This window comes from Streptomyces sp. NBC_00829 (assembly GCF_045161795.1).
Classification (GTDB): Bacteria; Actinomycetota; Actinomycetes; order Streptomycetales; family Streptomycetaceae; genus Streptomyces.
In genome coordinates, this window is sequence record NZ_CP108867.1 from 3470181 (window position 1) to 3489377 (window position 19197).

Consider the following 19197-nt stretch of genomic DNA (forward strand, 5'->3'; position numbering starts at 1 on the left):
GCTTCCCCTCCGGTGACTCTTCGTCGCTGTGCGCTCACTCCCCAGACTAGGGGCGGGTGATGCGAGTGGGGAAGAGGAGCTGCCATCGGCCGCCTACTGTGACAGACACGCTCGATTGAGTACATAGCGTGTCAGCGGTCGGTAGTAATCAGACCGCACAGCGTCATCAAGCGGAACGGCCACGGACACGCGGCCCTCGGCCTCGCCGACGAACAGGGCGGGATCGTCCGTGTCCGCCAGGCCGATGGCCTCAATCCCCAGCTGACCTGCTCCGCAGACCCATCCGTGGTCCCCGACGACCAGCTCGGGCAGGGGTCCGCCGGCCTCCATGACACCCTCCAGGGCAGCCCGAACCGGCAGCGGCGAATGGGTGTGTGCGCCGGTATCACTGCCGGCGGACCGTGCGCCGGGTTCCCGCACCAGCGCGACTCCTCGTACGTACTCAAGGTTGTACGTACGTACGCCGAACCGGGTCGTTATGTCGATACATCGGCCCTGCGCGGGGGTGAGGACTTCGCATCCCGCTGCCGACAGAGCGTCTGCCAGACCGGCGTAGAACCCGAGCAGCCTGTGCGGATGCCCGGTCCCGAACAGCACCGCACCACGCCGGGCGGCCACATCGCCCAGCCGCTCGGCGAAGGCACCGAGCGCGCTCAGCGTCCGTTCGGGATCGATCACATCGGGCCCCGACACACACCCGGGATCGTCGGAGACCCCGCACTTGTCGGCCATCAGCGCGATGACGTCCCGCTCGCGCCACTCCCACTCGGGATCGAGCCCGAGGGTGACCCGCGGATCCCGCTCCGCGAAGAGCCGATAACTGCGCAGACTCTCCTCGCGCGACGTGGCCACGGGACCGGCCAACCGAGCGGCCAAGAGATGCGCACGCAGCGCTCCGGTACTCAACACGCTCCTGATGCTGCCGCATGGAGGAGAATCCCGGGCCAAAAGGCAGAATCCCCCGCACACTTGGCGTAATGCCGCGCACCCCGACCGCCCCGACGGACCGTCCACCCCATCCACACCGACTGCCCCGACTGCCCCGACTGCCCCGACGGACCGTCCGCCGCTACGCCAACAACCCCCGCAGCGGAAACACCGCCCGCCTCGTCGCCAGCACCGCCTGGTCCAGGCGGTCCGCCGGGTCGTAGCCTTCCTCCCACCCGCGCCACACGGGCTCCCGGCCGTCCGTCATCCGCCCGGGCCCCAGCTGCCGCGTCCGCGCGTACACCTCGTCCCGCCACGACGACGGAACGACCGACTCCGGGTCCACCGGCGCATGCCCGGCGATCCCCACCAGATGCGTCCAGGACCGCGGCACGACGTCCACCACCGCGTATCCACCGCCCCCGAGTGCGACCCAGCGCCCGCCCTCGACGTACTCGTGCGCCAGCGAGTGACATGCCTCCTGCACCAGCCGCTGCGCGTCCAGCGACACCGCCAGATGCGCCAGCGGATCCTCGAAGTGCGTATCGGCTCCGTGCTGTGTGACGAGCGCCTGCGGCCGGAAGTCCGCCAGCAGCTCCGGCACCACCGCGTGGAACGCCCGCAGCCACCCCGTGTCGCCCGTCCCCGCCGGCAGCGCCACATTCACCGCACTGCCCTCACCCGCCCCGGGCCCACCGGTCTCTTCCGGCCACCCGGTCCCGGGGAACAGCATCCGCGGATGCTCGTGCAACGAGATCGTCAGCACCCTCGGATCGTCCCAGAACGCCGCCTGTACCCCGTCGCCGTGGTGCACGTCGACATCCACGTACGCGACCCGCTCGGCCCCGAGCTCCAGCAGTCGCGCGATCGCCAGCGAAGCGTCGTTGTAGACGCAGAAACCTGACGCCGACCCCGGCATCGCATGATGAAGCCCGCCCGCGAAGTTCACGGCGTGCGCCACCCGACCGCGCCACACCGCCTCGGCCGCACCCACCGACTGCCCCGCGATCAGCGCCGACGCCTCGTGCATCCCCGCGAACGCCGGGTCGTCCATCGTCCCCAGCCCGTATGCCTGGTCGGCAGCCCGGGGATCGGCCGACGCGGCCTTGACCGCGGCCACGAAATCCTCGCGGTGCACGAGCTTCAGCGTCGAGTCCCCGGCCGGCTTCGCGGACACCACATCGAGGGCGCGATCCAGCCCGTAGGCCCGCACCAACCCCATGGTCAGCGCAAGCCGTACCGGATCCATCGGATGGCCGTCACCGAAGTCATACTTCGTTACCGCCTCGTCCCACATCAACAACCCGCGGCCGCTCATGCCCGCCACCGTATCCGGCCTGCTCCGCACCGAACGACCGGGCGTACCTCAGGGTCATCAGGACCAGCGCCATGGGGACGACCATGGCCCACCGATAGCTCCACGCGTCGCCGAGCGCCCCCACCAACGGTGAACCGATCAAGAACCCCACGTAGTTGAAGACATTCAGGCGCGCCACAGCGGCATCGCTCGCCCCGGGATCACCGGCCTCCGCCGCCTGCCGCCCCGCCGCCGCGAACGTCTGCGGCACGATCACACACAGCCCGAGCCCCAGCATGGTGAACCCGAGAATCCCCACCCACGCCCCGGGCGCCATGGCAACGACCCCGAACCCGATCCCGGCCAGCACGGTCCCGCACCGCACAACCGCCACCGCCCCGAACCGCCGCACCCCCAGATCCCCGACGGCCCGCCCGATCAGTGTCGTGACCATGTACGCGTTGTACGGAACGGTCGCCAGCTCCTCCGAGCTGCCCAGCACGTCCTGGAGATACTTCGCGCTCCAGTTGGAGACCGTCGAGTCCCCGATGTACGCAAAGGTCATGACCAGGCAGAGCGGCAGCAGAAGCGCGAACGCGACCCCGCGACCCCGCCCCTGGCGCGACCCCGTCTCCACCGCCGCCGGGACGGCCCCGCGGCGCTCCCCGTCCGCATACCACCGGCTCCCCAGCAACACCACGGGCAACAGCACGCCCGCCACCGGCAGATACGACACCAGCAGCGACAGCTGCCAGTGCGCCCCGGCCCAGGCGAGCGATGCGCCCACGATGCCGCCCAGGCTGTACGTCGCGTGGAAACCGAGCATGATGCTGCGTCCGTACGCCCGCTGAAGGCTCACCCCGAGCATGTTCATGGACGCGTCCAGGGCTCCGACCGCGAGCCCGAACAACCCGAGCGCCAGCGCCGCCTGCCACAACGCGTCACCCGCGGCGACCCCGAGCAGGGCCAGCAGCACGACGGGCTGGGCCCACCGGAGCACCACACTCGGCGGGATGGCCCGCACCAGCCGCTCGGTGCCCACACTCGCCACGCCGGCGAGCACCGGCACGGCCGCCAGAAAGGCAGGCAGGAGACCGTCGGATATCCCGTACCGGTCCTGGATGGCGGGGATACGCGTCACGAGCAGCGCGAAGGCCACTCCCTGCGCGAAGAAGCCCAACGCCAAGGAGGCACGCCCGTGCCGCAACCGCGCGTCTGTCATGGCCGCACAGCGTAGGGCGCTCCTCTACCCATGGGTAGATCGATCACGCAAGCAATGCGGGCAGTTCCGCCATGCTTCCGAAGAACCCCTTGGCCCCGCTCAGCTTCTCGGCGGCCGTCATGGCCGTGAACCCGTACACATCCATCCCGGCCGCCCTGGCTGCCGCCACGCCGAGGGGACTGTCCTCCACGACGACACACCGCTCGGGCGCCACAGCCATCCGCTCGGCGGCGTGCAGAAACAGATCGGGCTCCGGCTTCCCGCGCCCCACATCCTGCGCGCTGAAGACGACACTGTCCGGGAACCACAGATCGAGTCCGGTCTTCCGATGCCCGATCCGGATGCGCTCATGGCTCCCGGATGACGCGACGCAGTACGGCACGGAGTCGGAGACGATCTTCCCGAGCACATCCGTCACTCCTTCGACGGCCATCAACTCCCGCTCGAAGGCGGCGAAGACGCGAGCGTGCAGGGCTTCCTCGAAGTCCGCCGGCAGCACCTGACCGGTCCGCTCCAGGACCAGATCGTGCACCCGGTGCACGGCGGACCCCATGTAGTCCCGCATGGAATCCTCGTACGACGTGGGGTGCCCGAGCTCGGTGAGATAGCCGGCCAGGATCGTATTGGAGATGGGCTCACTGTCGACGAGCACACCGTCGTTGTCGAAGATCACAAGGTCGTAGCGCATAATGCTGACCCTAAACGCAGAAAAGCCCCGCACCAGAAGGTGCGGGGCTTTCCCACAATGATTGTTCGGCGGCGTCCTACTCTCCCACAGGGTCCCCCCTGCAGTACCATCGGCGCTGAAAGGCTTAGCTTCCGGGTTCGGAATGTAACCGGGCGTTTCCCTAACGCAATGACCACCGAAACACTATGAAACTGTTCACCGGAGTCCCGGCCATGGGGACTCGACAGTTCGTTGTTTCAGAACCAACACAGTGGACGCGAGCAACTGAGGACAAGCCCTCGGCCTATTAGTACCAGTCAGCTCCACCCCTTGCGGGGCTTCCACATCTGGCCTATCAACCCAGTCGTCTACTGGGAGCCTTAACCCCTCAAAGGGGGTGGGAGTCCTCATCTCGAAGCAGGCTTCCCGCTTAGATGCTTTCAGCGGTTATCCTTTCCGAACGTAGCCAACCAGCCATGCCCTTGGCAGGACAACTGGCACACCAGAGGTTCGTCCGTCCCGGTCCTCTCGTACTAGGGACAGCCCTTCTCAAGACTCCTACGCGCACAGCGGATAGGGACCGAACTGTCTCACGACGTTCTAAACCCAGCTCGCGTACCGCTTTAATGGGCGAACAGCCCAACCCTTGGGACCGACTCCAGCCCCAGGATGCGACGAGCCGACATCGAGGTGCCAAACCATCCCGTCGATATGGACTCTTGGGGAAGATCAGCCTGTTATCCCCGGGGTACCTTTTATCCGTTGAGCGACGGCGCTTCCACAAGCCACCGCCGGATCACTAGTCCCGACTTTCGTCCCTGCTCGACCCGTCGGTCTCACAGTCAAGCTCCCTTGTGCACTTACACTCAACACCTGATTGCCAACCAGGCTGAGGGAACCTTTGGGCGCCTCCGTTACCCTTTGGGAGGCAACCGCCCCAGTTAAACTACCCATCAGACACTGTCCCTGATCCGGATCACGGACCCAGGTTAGACATCCAGCACGACCAGAGTGGTATTTCAACGACGACTCCACAACCACTGGCGTGGCCGCTTCACAGTCTCCCACCTATCCTACACAAGCCGAACCGAACACCAATATCAAACTGTAGTAAAGGTCCCGGGGTCTTTCCGTCCTGCTGCGCGAAACGAGCATCTTTACTCGTAGTGCAATTTCACCGGGCCTATGGTTGAGACAGTCGAGAAGTCGTTACGCCATTCGTGCAGGTCGGAACTTACCCGACAAGGAATTTCGCTACCTTAGGATGGTTATAGTTACCACCGCCGTTTACTGGCGCTTAAGTTCTCAGCTTCGCCACACCGAAATGTGACTAACCGGTCCCCTTAACGTTCCAGCACCGGGCAGGCGTCAGTCCGTATACATCGCCTTACGGCTTCGCACGGACCTGTGTTTTTAGTAAACAGTCGCTTCTCGCTGGTCTCTGCGGCCACCCCCAGCTCAAGCAGCAAGTGCTCTCACCAGTGATGGCCCCCCTTCTCCCGAAGTTACGGGGGCATTTTGCCGAGTTCCTTAACCATAGTTCACCCGAACGCCTCGGTATTCTCTACCTGACCACCTGAGTCGGTTTAGGGTACGGGCCGCCATGAAACTCGCTAGAGGCTTTTCTCGACAGCATAGGATCATCCACTTCACCACAATCGGCTCGGCATCAGGTCTCAGCCCCATGTGTGACGGATTTGCCTATCACACGGCCTACACCCTTACCCCGGGACAACCACCGCCCGGGCTGGACTACCTTCCTGCGTCACCCCATCGCTTACCTACTACCACCTTGGGCCGGCGGCTCCGCCACTCCCCTCAACTCCGAAGAGATCAGGGCGGCTTCACGGCCTTAGCATTAATGGGCTCGATACTGGGCGTTTCAAAGCGGGTACCGGAATATCAACCGGTTGTCCATCGACTACGCCTGTCGGCCTCGCCTTAGGTCCCGACTTACCCTGGGCAGATCAGCTTGACCCAGGAACCCTTAGTCAATCGGCGCACACGTTTCTCACGTGTGTATCGCTACTCATGCCTGCATTCTCACTCGTGAACCGTCCACCACTGCCTTCCGGCGCGGCTTCACCCGGCACACGACGCTCCCCTACCCATCCACACTCCCGTTGGGGATATATGCGTGAATGACACGACTTCGGCGGTACGCTTGAGCCCCGCTACATTGTCGGCGCGGAATCACTTGACCAGTGAGCTATTACGCACTCTTTCAAGGGTGGCTGCTTCTAAGCCAACCTCCTGGTTGTCTCTGCGACTCCACATCCTTTCCCACTTAGCGTACGCTTAGGGGCCTTAGTCGATGCTCTGGGCTGTTTCCCTCTCGACCATGGAGCTTATCCCCCACAGTCTCACTGCCGCGCTCTCACTTACCGGCATTCGGAGTTTGGCTAAGGTCAGTAACCCGGTAGGGCCCATCGCCTATCCAGTGCTCTACCTCCGGCAAGAAACACACGACGCTGCACCTAAATGCATTTCGGGGAGAACCAGCTATCACGGAGTTTGATTGGCCTTTCACCCCTAACCACAGGTCATCCCCCAGGTTTTCAACCCTGGTGGGTTCGGTCCTCCACGAAGTCTTACCTCCGCTTCAACCTGCCCATGGCTAGATCACTCCGCTTCGGGTCTTGAGCGCGCTACTGAATCGCCCTATTCGGACTCGCTTTCGCTACGGCTTCCCCACACGGGTTAACCTCGCAACACACCGCAAACTCGCAGGCTCATTCTTCAAAAGGCACGCAGTCACGAGACACCAAGCAAGCTTGATGTCCGACGCTCCCACGGCTTGTAGGCACACGGTTTCAGGTACTATTTCACTCCGCTCCCGCGGTACTTTTCACCATTCCCTCACGGTACTATCCGCTATCGGTCACCAGGGAATATTTAGGCTTAACGGGTGGTCCCGCCAGATTCACACGGGATTTCTCGGGCCCCGTGCTACTTGGGTGTCTCTTAAACGAGCCGTTGATGTTTCAGCTACGGGGGTCTTACCCTCTACGCCGGACCTTTCGCATGTCCTTCGCCTACATCAACGGTTTCTGACTCGTCTCACAGCCGGCAGACCGTGAAAAAGAGATCCCACAACCCCGCATGCGCAACCCCTGCCGGGTATCACACGCATACGGTTTGGCCTCATCCGGTTTCGCTCGCCACTACTCCCGGAATCACGGTTGTTTTCTCTTCCTGAGGGTACTGAGATGTTTCACTTCCCCTCGTTCCCTCCACACTGCCTATGTGTTCAGCAGCGGGTGACAGCCCATGACGACTGCCGGGTTTCCCCATTCGGAAACCCCCGGATCAAAGCCTGGTTGACGGCTCCCCGGGGACTATCGTGGCCTCCCACGTCCTTCATCGGTTCCTGGTGCCAAGGCATCCACCGTGCGCCCTTAAAAACTTGGCCACAGATGCTCGCGTCCACTGTGCAGTTCTCAAACAACGACCAGTCACCCATCACCCCACCCCATCAGGCGAGTTCACTGGGACCGGCATCCCGAAGGACGAGCTCACGCTCGCACCCTCAGACACCCAACAGCGCGCCCGGCACGACCAGTCGAAGACACACGTTCCACGCCGAAGCAGTACTAGTGATCCCAACCAACCGTGCCGAATAGTCAACGTTCCACCCATGAGCTAACCACCGCAGAACATTCGCCTGCGTTATGGCTCTGGACCCCTTTGACAGGGCCTAGATGCTCCTTAGAAAGGAGGTGATCCAGCCGCACCTTCCGGTACGGCTACCTTGTTACGACTTCGTCCCAATCGCCAGTCCCACCTTCGACAGCTCCCTCCCACAAGGGGTTGGGCCACCGGCTTCGGGTGTTACCGACTTTCGTGACGTGACGGGCGGTGTGTACAAGGCCCGGGAACGTATTCACCGCAGCAATGCTGATCTGCGATTACTAGCAACTCCGACTTCATGGGGTCGAGTTGCAGACCCCAATCCGAACTGAGACCGGCTTTTTGAGATTCGCTCCGCCTCACGGCATCGCAGCTCTTTGTACCGGCCATTGTAGCACGTGTGCAGCCCAAGACATAAGGGGCATGATGACTTGACGTCGTCCCCACCTTCCTCCGAGTTGACCCCGGCAGTCTCCTGTGAGTCCCCATCACCCCGAAGGGCATGCTGGCAACACAGAACAAGGGTTGCGCTCGTTGCGGGACTTAACCCAACATCTCACGACACGAGCTGACGACAGCCATGCACCACCTGTATACCGACCACAAGGGGGGCACCATCTCTGATGCTTTCCGGTATATGTCAAGCCTTGGTAAGGTTCTTCGCGTTGCGTCGAATTAAGCCACATGCTCCGCTGCTTGTGCGGGCCCCCGTCAATTCCTTTGAGTTTTAGCCTTGCGGCCGTACTCCCCAGGCGGGGAACTTAATGCGTTAGCTGCGGCACCGACGACGTGGAATGTCGCCAACACCTAGTTCCCAACGTTTACGGCGTGGACTACCAGGGTATCTAATCCTGTTCGCTCCCCACGCTTTCGCTCCTCAGCGTCAGTAATGGCCCAGAGATCCGCCTTCGCCACCGGTGTTCCTCCTGATATCTGCGCATTTCACCGCTACACCAGGAATTCCGATCTCCCCTACCACACTCTAGCTAGCCCGTATCGAATGCAGACCCGGGGTTAAGCCCCGGGCTTTCACATCCGACGTGACAAGCCGCCTACGAGCTCTTTACGCCCAATAATTCCGGACAACGCTTGCGCCCTACGTATTACCGCGGCTGCTGGCACGTAGTTAGCCGGCGCTTCTTCTGCAGGTACCGTCACTTTCGCTTCTTCCCTGCTGAAAGAGGTTTACAACCCGAAGGCCGTCATCCCTCACGCGGCGTCGCTGCATCAGGCTTTCGCCCATTGTGCAATATTCCCCACTGCTGCCTCCCGTAGGAGTCTGGGCCGTGTCTCAGTCCCAGTGTGGCCGGTCGCCCTCTCAGGCCGGCTACCCGTCGTCGCCTTGGTAGGCCATCACCCCACCAACAAGCTGATAGGCCGCGGGCTCATCCTTCACCGCCGGAGCTTTCAACCCCTCCCCATGCGAGGAAGAGTGGTATCCGGTATTAGACCCCGTTTCCAGGGCTTGTCCCAGAGTGAAGGGCAGATTGCCCACGTGTTACTCACCCGTTCGCCACTAATCCACCCCGAAGGGCTTCATCGTTCGACTTGCATGTGTTAAGCACGCCGCCAGCGTTCGTCCTGAGCCAGGATCAAACTCTCCATGAATGTTTTCCCGTAATCGGGATGAACACCACAAGAGCGGAACAGCCGGTCGGAATAAGACCGACTGTTCACAGCGTCCTCGCTGTGTCAATTGCCTACCCGCCCACAAAGGGCCAAGATAGGACTTTCAAAGGAACCACGCCCTGCCGAAGCAGAGACGGGGTATCAACATATCTGGCGTTGACTTTTGGCACGCTGTTGAGTTCTCAAGGAACGGACGCTTCCTTCGTACTCACCCTCTCGGGCTTTCCTCCGGGCGCTTCCCTTCGGCCTTGCGTTTCCGACTCTATCAGACTCTTTCGCGTCCGATTCCCTGTCGGCGGGTTTTCACCCTCCGGCCTTTCGGCTTTCCGGTGATTCCGACTCTACCAGATCCTTTCGGGCCTGATTCCCGGTCGAACTCGGGCTGTCTTTCCGGCCGTTGAGCCGTTCCGACGAGTGAGACTTTAGCGAATCCTGTCCCCCGACGCTAATCGGGGTTTGCGCTCGTTCGAACGCGGATTCCTCATTTCGCAAAAGCGCACGAAAAACAGGGCGACAGTGCGTCGCTTGCTTGAAGTGTGTCTTGCGGAATGGCTGCTCGGGGACCGGCCGAAGTCGGTGCTCACATCGAACAACTCGGAGAACACTACGGACGCACGTATCCGCTGTCAACCTGGCGCCCGGACGCGTAGTCTCCCCCGTATGACTATGCGTACGTGCCCCCTTCAGTGGTGGGCCGCCTGACGGCGGCCGGCACCTACGCATGCACTCAACGGCCGCCGCTTCGGTGGCCGTTCTCGTTTCCCTCCCAGGGAGCCGCCGCTGGAGGCGGTGGCTCCGAAAAGGAGACGGAGAGCGGGATGACGCGGATCTTCAGCGGGATCAAGCCCACAGGGCATCTGACGCTGGGCAACTACCTCGGGGCGCTGCGCCGGTGGGTCGACGTCGATCAGCACCGGGCGGACGCGCTGTTCAGCGTGGTCGATCTGCATGCACTGACCGTGGAGCACGATCCGGCTCGGGTACGCAGACTCAGCCGTCAGGCGGCCACGCTGATGCTGGCGGCCGGGCTGGATCCCGAGCTGTGCACCGTATTCGTACAGAGCCATGTGGATGAACATGCGCGGCTGTCGTACCTGCTGGAGTGCACGGCCACCGACGGCGAGCTGCGGCGCATGATCCAGTACAGGGAGAAGGGGACGCGAGCGCGGGCAGCCGGGCAGAGCGTGCGGTTCTCGCTGCTGAGCTATCCGGTTCTGATGGCGGCCGACATCCTCGCCTACGGAGCCGACGAGGTGCCGGTGGGTGACGACCAGACCCAGCATGTGGAGCTGACCCGGGATCTGGCGGTGCGGTTCAACCAGCGGTACGGGCACACGTTCACCGTGCCGAAGGCGACGCATCCACCGGTGGCCGCGCGGGTGATGGATCTGCAGGATCCGACATCGAAGATGGGGAAGTCGCACGACTCCGGGGCAGGGATCGTCTATCTCCTCGATGACGCCGACGTCGTGCACAAGAAGATCATGCGGGCCGTGACGGACAGCGGGCGCGAGGTCGAGTACGACCGTGAGGCCAGGCCGGGCATCGCGAATCTGCTCGAAATCCTCGCGGCCTGTAAGGGCGGGAACCCGATCGAGCTGGCCGGTGTATACGAGTCGTACGGGGCCTTGAAGAAGGACACGGCCGAGGCGGTGGTGGAGCTGCTGAGGCCGGTCAGGGAGCGGCACGCCGGGCTGGCCGCGGATCCGGGACATGTGGACGAGGTACTGAGGAAGGGAGCCGAGCGGGCCAGGGGGATGGCCAGGCCGAGGGTGGATGCCGCCTATCGGGCGATCGGGCTGTTGCCGGCGTGAGAAAGCTGCCGCCTGTGTAGGAAAGGGGACAGGCGGTCTCCATCGCCGTGGCGTCACGGCGATGGAGGTAGTGGTGACCGTGGCTGCGCCCGGGTGCGGCCGGAGTGCCGTCAGCCGTTGCCGGAGGCGAGCTCGCGGCTGCGGTCGCGGGCCGCTTCGAGGGCGGCGATCAGGGCGGCGCGCACACCGTGGTTCTCAAGTTCGCGGATGGCACTGATGGTGGTGCCGGCGGGGGAGGTGACGGCTTCGCGGAGTTTGACGGGGTGCTCGCCGCTGTCGCGGAGCATGACGGCGGCGCCGATGGCGGCCTGGACGATCAGGTCGTGGGCCTGGGCGCGCGGAAGGCCGAGCAGGATGCCGGCGTCGGTCATGGCTTCGACGAGGAAGTAGAAGTACGCCGGACCGGAGCCGGACAGGGCGGTGGCCGCGTCCTGCTGGGACTCGGGGACGCGGAGGGTCTTGCCGACGCCACCGAAGATCTCCTCGGCGTGGGCGACGTGATCGCCGGTTGCGTGGCTGCCGGCGGAGATCACCGACATGCCCTCGTCGACGAGGACGGGGGTGTTGGGCATGACGCGGACGACAGGGGTGCCCGTGGCCAGCCGCTCCTCGATGAAGGCGGTGGTGATACCGGCCGCGGCGCTGATGACGAGACGGTCCGCGGTGAGGTGAGGGCCGAGTTCGTCGAGGAGCTTGCCCATGTCCTGGGGCTTGACGGCCAGGATGAGGGTGTCGGCTCGTTTGGCGGCTTCGGCGTTGGTGACGGGCTCGACGCCGTAGCGGGTGCGCAGCTCGGTGGCGCGGTCGGTACGGCGGGTGGTGACCAGCAGGTCGGCGGGGCGCCAGCCGGCGCGGATCATGCCGCTGAGGAGGGCCTCGCCGATCTTGCCCGTACCGAGGACTGCGACTGTCTGGGTCATGGCTCTGCTCACCTCGCCGTGGGGATACCTGCGGCCATCCTCGCACCGGGGGCGCGGTGGTGCCGTGGTGTCCGAGGGGCGGTACGGGGTGGGTCGTACCGCCCCTCGGGCACCGTGGCCTGGCGGGATCCGGTGCGATCCGCCAGGTCTGGAGAGCGCTGCGGGAGCGCCATTCGGACCAGGAGAGGTTCCAGTCCCCGTAGCCGTTTCCGGAGGCGACCTGGTCCTTGGCGTTGGTGACGCGGATGACGTCGCCCGGAATGACCTGCTCGTAGAAGCGGCGCGCGCGTCCGATGTGAGGCCAGTTCCTGTGCAGCCGCTGAGTGACAGCGCGCAGATCAGTCCGAGCGCGGCAGCGCCGATGTGTCGTCGCAGGTGACCTCGCAGGTGACCTCGCAGGATGCCCTCCCCTGGGTCGGCTGACGGTTCAGCTGTGCTGGTTCGGCTCCTGTACGCGTGAGGGCAGGGGGAGGTTGCATGAGGAACTCGGAGAGTTCCGCAAGGGAACCGCGAGGGAACCGCGAGGGACACGGGGCTGTCCTACCGCTCGTGACGGAGGAGGAATTCGACGCCTTCTACGCGGCCTCTTTCCCCCGGTTGGTGGGGCACTTGTACGCGTTGACGGGCGATCACGGCGAGGCGCAGGACGTGGTCCAGGAGGCTTTCGTGCGTGCCTGGGACCGCCGTGTCTCCTTCCTGGCCGAGGCGGCTCCCGAGGCGTGGATCCGTACGGTCGCGTTGCGCCTCGCGGTGAGCCGCTGGCGGCGGGCGAAGCGGTGGCTGGAGTTGGTGCGGCACCATCCGCCGGCGGACCGTACGGCCGGTCCGGGGCCTGAACACACAGTGCTCGTGCAGGCGTTGCGGCAATTGCCCGAGGCGCAGCGGCGGGCCGTGGTGCTCCACCATCTCTGCGACATGAGCATCGAGCAGATCGCGGCGGAGACGGGGGCTCCGGCCGGTACGGTCAAGGCGCGGCTGTCCCGGGGGCGAGCTGCGCTTGCGAAGCTGTTGTCTCCCGCCGAGCCGGCCGAGTCCACCCCGCCCGCGGACCCTGCGGGTCCGGCCGAGCGGAAGGAAGGCAGCCGTGTCCGAGCACGATGAGCACGAGTCGGACGGGCTGGACTCCGCGCTGCGGGTGCTGGCCGCGGACGGAGAGGCGCAGCCGGATCTGTCCGGCGCGCAGATCCGGCGACGGGGTGAGGCCCGCGGCCGTCGGCGTCGCACGGCGGGGGCGGCGGCTGCCGCCGTCGCGCTGATCGTAGGCGCCGCCGTCGGGGTGCCTCGGATGACGGGCGCGGACGAGGATCACCGCGAGCCGGCCGCCACGTCACCGAGCCCGTCCCTGCCGACGCCGGCGGCGCTCCCCGCCGCGAGCATCAATACCGAGAAGGGCGTGCTGATCGTCAACAAGCTCGGTGGGAGGAGTCGCCCGATCGACGTGTGGATGAAGGGCAGGCCCTTCGTCCGGATGATGGTCGAGTCGAAGTACACGGAGGCCGGGCTCACGGCCGATTTGTTCCCCGGGGACAAGTATGACTACACCGCCCGCTGGGTGATCAAGCTGACCGGGGCGGGCGACTCCCCCGTGTACATCGCTCAGGCGGCATCGAGGGCGTATCCCTCCTCGAACGTCATCTCGGTGGGATCTCGCGACGCGAAGTGGGTCTATGACCAGCTGGAGGTCGGGGACCTGGTCGTCCCCGACTAGGGTCCCTCGTTCGGATCCGATCCGAACGAAAGACCTAAGGGGTACGGCGGCGGAGTGTTGCCGCGCCCAGGGCGAGGACCAGGACGGCGCAGGCCGCGACGATCAGGACGTCGCGGGTGAAGTCGGCGGTGGCTTCCGGGTGGCCGAGGACCTGGGTCATGGCGTCGACGGCGTACGACATGGGCAGGACGTCGGAGATCTTCTCCAGGACGGGCTGCATGTTCTCGCGCGCGGTGAACAGCCCGCAGAGCAGCAACTGCGGGAAGATCACGGCCGGCATGAACTGGACCGCCTGGAATTCGGAGGCGGCGAAGGCCGAGACGAAGAGGCCGAGTGCCGTGCCGAGCAGGGCGTCGAGGAGTGCGACGAGCAGCAGCAGCCAGGGCGAGCCGATGACATCCAGGCCGAGCGCCCAGAGGGCGAGGCCGGTGGCGAGGAGGGACTGGACGACGGCGACGAGTCCGAAGGCGAGGGCGTAGCCGGCGATCAGGTCGCCCTTGCCCAGGGGCATGGCGAGCAGGCGTTCCAGGGTGCCCGACGTGCGTTCGCGCAGGGTGGCGATCGAGGCCACCAGGAACATCGTGATCAGCGGGAAGATGCCGAGCAGCGAGGCACCGATGGAGTCGAAGGTCTGCTCGCTGGCGTCGAAGACGTACCGCAGCAGGAACAGCATCACGCACGGCACGAAGACCATCAGCGCGATGGAGCGCGGGTCGTGGCGCAGCTGGCGCAGGACGCGGGCGGCGGTGGCGAGGGTGCGGGCGGTGCTCATCGGGCGTTCTCCTGGAGGGGCGCGGCCTGATCGGCCGGCTGGTGGGTGCCCTGCCGACGGGCGTCGGCCTCGTCGACCAGGTGGAGGAAGGCGGCCTCGACGGTCTCCGAACGGGTGCGGAGGCGCAGGTCGTCGGGACTGTCCTCGGCGAGGATCTCGCCGTCGCGCATCAGGAGCAGCCGGTGGCAGCGTTCGGCCTCGTCCATGACGTGGGAGGAAACGAGGATCGTCACGCCGCGTTCGTCGGCGAGGCGGTGGAAGAGGTTCCACAGGTCGCGTCGCAGGACGGGGTCGAGGCCGACGGTCGGTTCGTCGAGTACGAGCAGTTCGGGTGTGCCGAGGAGGGCGACGGCGAGGGAGACGCGGCTGCGCTGGCCGCCCGAGAGCCGGCCGGCGAGGTCGTCGGCATGGGCGACGAGGTCGACGTCGGCGATGGCACGGGCGACGTGCTCGCGGCGGGTGTCGCGGTGGCGGCGGCCGGGGTGGAGGACGGAGGCGAAGTAGTCGAGGTTCTGGCGGACGGTCAGATCGTCGTAGACGGACGGGGCCTGGGTGACGTAGCCGATCCGGGAACGCAGGGCGGGGTCGCCGGCGGGACTGCCGAGGATGTCGAGGGTGCCGGTGACGTTGGCCTGCGTACCGACGATCGACCGCATCAGGGTCGACTTGCCGCAGCCGGACGGGCCGAGGAGACCGGTGATGCGGCCGGGCGGCACGGTGAAGTCGATGCCGTGCAGGACGGTGCGGGGGCCGCGTCGGACGGTGAGGCCACGGGCCAGGACGGCCACCCCGGGGGAATTCATCATGTGATGAATAGTGCGCCCGGGGGGAGGTGGCGTCAAGACGGCGGAGGTGGCGGAGGTGGTCGGGCGCGGGGCGGCTTCCCTGCCCCCGCCCCTTCCCGGAGCAGGGGCTCGGCCTGTACCCGGGGCGGGTGGCAGGCCGACGCCCCCACGGCCCGTGCTCCCGTGTCCCGCCACCGAGGTGGTCTGCGCGGCACGACGCCGCCGCCTCAGGCGACCCGACGCGGCACAGGCGTCCGCGCCACGCCCGACGCGGACACCCCCACAGGCGCCGGAGCCTCCTGCCGACCGTGCCGTGCCGTGCCGGACCGCCCTACCCCACCCCCGGGATCAGTCTCACCGCCCACGGGTGGCGGGCCGTCAGGCGCAGGAGGCGAACGGTGGAGCGGACCACCTGCTCCTTCGTCCGGGCGGCCGGGCGGCCCGTGAGGATGTGGTTGCGCGGGGAGTCGTCGGGGCGGACGAATTGGATCAGGCCGTCGTGGCGGCCCAGGCTCACGCACTGGAGCAGGTAGCCGAAGCGCAGGGGTTCGGGTGTCCTGCCGTGGGACTCGGAAGTGATCGAGGTTGCCGCGTGGGCGCCCGTGGGGATGGCCGTCGCGCAGGACATCCGCAGCCGGCCGGCGTCCGGTGCGTGGGAGGCCGCCGCGTCGCCCACGGCGTAGATGTCCGGGTGCGAGACCGAGCGCAAGGTCGCGTCCACCTCGATGCGGCCCGAGCCCGCCGGGTCCAGTGAGAGGCCCGCCTCCGACGCGAGGGCCGTGTTCGGGACCATCGAGGCCGCCCAGACCACCACGTCGGCGTCCACCGCGTCCGCGTCCGCGATCCGCGTGCCCTCCTCGACGCGGACGCCCCGGTCCGTCAGGACGCCCCGGATGTGGGACCGGCCGCGCGGGGAGTGGCCCGCGGCCACCGGGCCCGAGGTGAGCAGGCGGACGTTCCACTGCGCGTACGCCTCGGCCAGTTCCGTCGCCATCTCGATGCCGGTCAGGCCTCCGCCCACGACGGCCAGGCTGCCCGGCCCGTCCAGCAGCCGCTTGCGCAGGGCGTCGGCCGACTCCGCGGTGTAGGCGCGTTCCCCCGCGGTCTCGGCGGTGCGGCTGCCGAGTGCGTACACCAGCCGGTCGTACGGAAGGCTGCGGCCGTCGTCCGTGGTGACCAGGCGCGCGGCCGGGTCCAGTGCGGTGGCGCGTACGGCCAGATGGCGTACGCCCGTCCCGCGCAGCAGACCGGCCAGCGGGTGCGTGACGTCCGCGCGTCCGGCCGCCAGCTCGTGCAGCCGGACGCGTTCGGTGAAGCGGTCGCTCGGGTCGAGCAGCGTGACCTCGAAGTGTGGTGCCAGGCGGAGCGCCGCCATCAGGCCTCCGTAGCCCGCCCCGAGGACGATGACCGTGCGGATTTCCTGCGCCGATGCCGTCGATGGGGTCGTTGTCTTGGTTGTCGTCGTCGTTGCCGTCGTTGGCGTCGTTGGCTTCGTTGGCTTCGTTGGCTTCGTTGGCTTCGTTGTCGTCATACAAGGGGGACGACGCACCCGGCCCGAGTGTGACGGCTGCCCCCGTCACGCCCCTTCGAGGTCGAGGAGGCCGAGGTGGCGCAGCTTGTCGGGGTTGAGGACCGCGTCGATCTCGGTGATCCGCCCCTCGCACACGGTGAACGCGAAGACCGCCGCCTGCGCGCCGACCGGATCGACGAGGACAAGCCCGGGGGCGCCGTTGACGTCCCGTACGAACACCCGCATCGAACCCGGGTCGAAGCCGCGCGTCAGTCGCTGCGCGAAGCGTGCGACCTTCTCGTCACCGAGGACCGGCAGCCGGGCCGCCGTGACCTTGCCGCCACCGTCCGAACGCCACACCACATCGGGGTCGAGGATCTCCAGCAGCCCGTCGAAGTCCCCGCCCATGACGGCGGTGAGGAATGCGTCGACGGCACGCCGGTGCTCGCCGCGGTCCACCGAGCGGCGCGGGGCCTCGGCCCGTACCCGCCGGCGGGCGCGTGAGGCCAGCTGCCGCACGGAGTCAGGCGTACGGCCCACTACCTCGGCGATCTCCGGGAACGGCACCGCGAAGACGTCATGGAGGATGAACGCGGTCCGTTCGGCGGGGGTGAGTCGCTCCAGGACGGTGAGCAGGGCGACGCCCACGGACTCGTCGAGCGTGACCCGGTCCTCGGGGTCCACCGGTCCGCCGCCCGGGCCGTCGGTGACGACGGGCTCCGGCAGCCACGGCCCGACGTACGACTCGCGGCGGGCGCGCGCCGAGCCCATCTGGTCGTAGCAGATGCGGCTCACGACGGTCGTCAGATACGCCTTCGGGTCCTGCGCCTCGCCGTCCGGCAGCCGCTGCCAGCGCAGCCATGACTCCTGGACGGCGTCCTCGGCGTCCGCGACCGAGCCGGTGATGCGGTAGGCGATACCCCACAGGCGGCTGCGCTGCTTCTCGAATTCGGCCAGCTCGGCCATGTCCCGGTCCCCTCGTCGGCTCCGCTCCGGACACGCGTTCCACAGACACCTACTGCTCCTGCTGCTGCTCCTGCAGATATGTGCTGCAGACGCGCTCTACAGAGGGGACGGTTCGGACGCGCGCACTGTGACACCGAGCTCCACGGCGTACGCCCGTGCCGGCGCCGATGCCGACGACGCGGGAGCCCTTCAGGGGCCGGTCAAACACCCATCCTCACCGGGCGGCGCCTACCTGCGCCGGGACTTGCCACCCTTTGCCTTGCGGGCGGCCGGGTTGCCCGTGCGGGAGCCGCGGCGCTTCTCGTACCGGCTGCGGGCCCTGTCGTACTCCTCGCGGTGCAGCTTCTCGCCCGGAGCCTCGGTGAGCGCGCGGAGGAAGTAGGCCAGGAGCGAGCCGACGAAGCCGATCGCCTTGAGGCTGCGCAGCGAGTCCTCGGTGGTGGAGCCGGCGGGGCGGCGGGTGAAGCCCTCCCAGGTCTTGCGGAAGGCGATGGCACTGCAGATCGCGAACATCAGGACGACCAGCGTGTTCACGAAGCCGCCGACATCGGCGATCGCCAGTCCCTGGTAGGCGAAGCGCAGGACCAGACAGCCCGCGACTGCCGCGGCGAGAGAACCGGCGGCGACGGCGGCGCGGCGCAGCCCGTAGCCCCCGTCGTGGCCGACCCAGGTCGTGCCGAAGAAACGGATGGGCTCGGGCTGCGGGCCACCGGGGCCACCGCCGGATTTCTCCGCGGCGCCGCCCGCGCCCGTGCCGGCACGGCCCGTGCCCGTGCCGGCGCCGCCCGCGCCGTCCTGCTCACTGCCGGTCTCGTTCTGTTCGCTCACGGGGTCGATTATCGCCGCTCGCGCCCGTTGTCCGGTCAGGAGCCGGCCGGAGCAGCGGCAGGAGCAGCGTCAGGAGCAGCGAATGGTCACAAATCCGTCACTGCCGGTGTGCACGTACGCGTCCGAGACGAACTGCCCGTTGGCGATGCAGTCCCACACGTTGGTGGTGCCGTACGGGCCGCTGACCCACTCGCCCGGCTTCTGGCAGTTGATCGGCACCCGGGACCCGATCGGGAGCACCTTGACCAGCCGGTAGTTGGTGCCGGGACCGCTGCGCACGTTCAGTGCGACGCCCGGCGCGACCGGGTAGCGCTTGACGTCCAGTTCCGCGTCCAGCGCCTCGACGACACCCTCGGATCCGCTCTGTACTTCTTCAACAGCCATCGAAAATTGCCCCCGTTGCCATGTCGTGCCCGCTTGTCTTGTTTCGTGTCTGGATCTGTACGTTTGACGTACGCCGCGCAGGCTAGCAAGTCAGAGCGGGATCGCACGCATCATCGACTAGGCTCCGTGCGTCGCGCG

The 19197-nt window shown here is 66.6% G+C and carries 14 protein-coding genes and 3 rRNA genes; 3 read left to right on the forward strand and 14 right to left on the reverse strand.

Annotated features, from left to right (window positions below):
* Nucleotides 1-93: 93 nt before the first annotated feature.
* From OG293_RS14920 to OG293_RS14950, 7 genes are all read right to left on the reverse strand, one after another.
* Nucleotides 94-909 (reverse strand): phosphatase, encoded by an 816-nt coding sequence (locus OG293_RS14920; RefSeq protein WP_405999276.1) that lies wholly within the window; start codon nt 907-909, stop codon nt 94-96.
* A 160-nt stretch (nt 910-1069) separates the two neighbouring features.
* Nucleotides 1070-2245 carry an acetoin utilization protein AcuC gene (locus tag OG293_RS14925; RefSeq protein ID WP_405999277.1) on the reverse strand — a complete coding sequence of 392 codons (1176 nt, stop codon included), beginning with the start codon at nt 2243-2245 and terminating at the stop codon, nt 1070-1072.
* Nucleotides 2196-3446 (reverse strand): MFS transporter, encoded by a 1251-nt coding sequence (locus tag OG293_RS14930; RefSeq protein ID WP_405999278.1) that lies wholly within the window; start codon nt 3444-3446, stop codon nt 2196-2198. The genes OG293_RS14925 and OG293_RS14930 overlap by 50 nt, the downstream gene beginning before the upstream one ends.
* A 43-nt stretch (nt 3447-3489) precedes the next feature.
* Nucleotides 3490-4134, reverse strand: a complete 645-nt coding sequence (locus tag OG293_RS14935; RefSeq protein ID WP_405999279.1) for an HAD family hydrolase — start codon at nt 4132-4134, stop codon at nt 3490-3492.
* Between the two features lie 63 nt (nt 4135-4197).
* Nucleotides 4198-4314: ribosomal RNA gene (gene rrf / locus OG293_RS14940) — 5S ribosomal RNA — on the reverse strand.
* A gap of 86 nt (nt 4315-4400) precedes the next feature.
* Nucleotides 4401-7525 (reverse strand): 23S ribosomal RNA (locus OG293_RS14945).
* A gap of 300 nt (nt 7526-7825) precedes the next feature.
* Nucleotides 7826-9351 (reverse strand): 16S ribosomal RNA (locus tag OG293_RS14950).
* The 16S, 23S and 5S rRNA genes sit together here, the layout of an rRNA operon.
* 839 nt (nt 9352-10190) lie before the next feature.
* On the opposite strand from OG293_RS14950, the gene trpS reads away from it, so the two are divergent.
* Nucleotides 10191-11186: a tryptophan--tRNA ligase gene (gene trpS / locus OG293_RS14955; protein WP_405999280.1), complete on the forward strand. Its 996-nt coding sequence runs from the start codon at nt 10191-10193 to the stop codon at nt 11184-11186.
* A gap of 110 nt (nt 11187-11296) precedes the next feature.
* Here trpS and proC read toward each other — a convergent pair whose 3' ends face one another.
* The gene (gene proC, locus OG293_RS14960; RefSeq protein ID WP_405999281.1) at nt 11297-12106 is read right to left on the reverse strand and encodes a pyrroline-5-carboxylate reductase; all 810 of its coding nucleotides are present in this window, start codon (nt 12104-12106) and stop codon (nt 11297-11299) included.
* A 549-nt stretch (nt 12107-12655) separates the two neighbouring features.
* Here proC and OG293_RS14965 point away from each other — a divergent pair.
* Both OG293_RS14965 and OG293_RS14970 read left to right on the forward strand, forming a co-directional pair.
* Nucleotides 12656-13207 (forward strand): SigE family RNA polymerase sigma factor, encoded by a 552-nt coding sequence (locus OG293_RS14965; RefSeq protein WP_405999282.1) that lies wholly within the window; start codon nt 12656-12658, stop codon nt 13205-13207.
* On the forward strand, nt 13191-13814 hold the full coding sequence (locus OG293_RS14970) for a hypothetical protein (RefSeq protein WP_405999283.1): 624 nt from the start codon (nt 13191-13193) through the stop codon (nt 13812-13814). The genes OG293_RS14965 and OG293_RS14970 overlap by 17 nt, the downstream gene beginning before the upstream one ends.
* Before the next feature lie 34 nt (nt 13815-13848).
* On the opposite strand, the gene OG293_RS14975 is transcribed toward OG293_RS14970, so the two are convergent.
* From OG293_RS14975 to OG293_RS15000, 6 genes are all read right to left on the reverse strand, one after another.
* The gene (locus tag OG293_RS14975; RefSeq protein WP_405999284.1) at nt 13849-14586 is read right to left on the reverse strand and encodes an ABC transporter permease; all 738 of its coding nucleotides are present in this window, start codon (nt 14584-14586) and stop codon (nt 13849-13851) included.
* Complete coding sequence (locus OG293_RS14980) at nt 14583-15392, reverse strand: ABC transporter ATP-binding protein (RefSeq protein WP_405999285.1); 810 nt, start codon at nt 15390-15392, stop codon at nt 14583-14585. Before OG293_RS14980 ends, OG293_RS14975 begins: the two co-directional genes overlap by 4 nt.
* A 310-nt stretch (nt 15393-15702) precedes the next feature.
* Nucleotides 15703-16776, reverse strand: a complete 1074-nt coding sequence (locus OG293_RS14985) for an NAD(P)/FAD-dependent oxidoreductase (protein WP_406003600.1) — start codon at nt 16774-16776, stop codon at nt 15703-15705.
* A 171-nt stretch (nt 16777-16947) separates the two neighbouring features.
* Nucleotides 16948-17847: an RNA polymerase sigma factor SigJ gene (gene sigJ / locus OG293_RS14990; protein ID WP_405999286.1), complete on the reverse strand. Its 900-nt coding sequence runs from the start codon at nt 17845-17847 to the stop codon at nt 16948-16950.
* Between the two features lie 228 nt (nt 17848-18075).
* Nucleotides 18076-18675, reverse strand: a complete 600-nt coding sequence (locus tag OG293_RS14995) for a hypothetical protein (RefSeq protein ID WP_405999287.1) — start codon at nt 18673-18675, stop codon at nt 18076-18078.
* Between the two features lie 69 nt (nt 18676-18744).
* Nucleotides 18745-19059, reverse strand: coding sequence for a peptidase (locus OG293_RS15000; protein ID WP_405999288.1), 315 nt, complete (start codon nt 19057-19059; stop codon nt 18745-18747).
* Nucleotides 19060-19197: the final 138 nt, after the last annotated feature.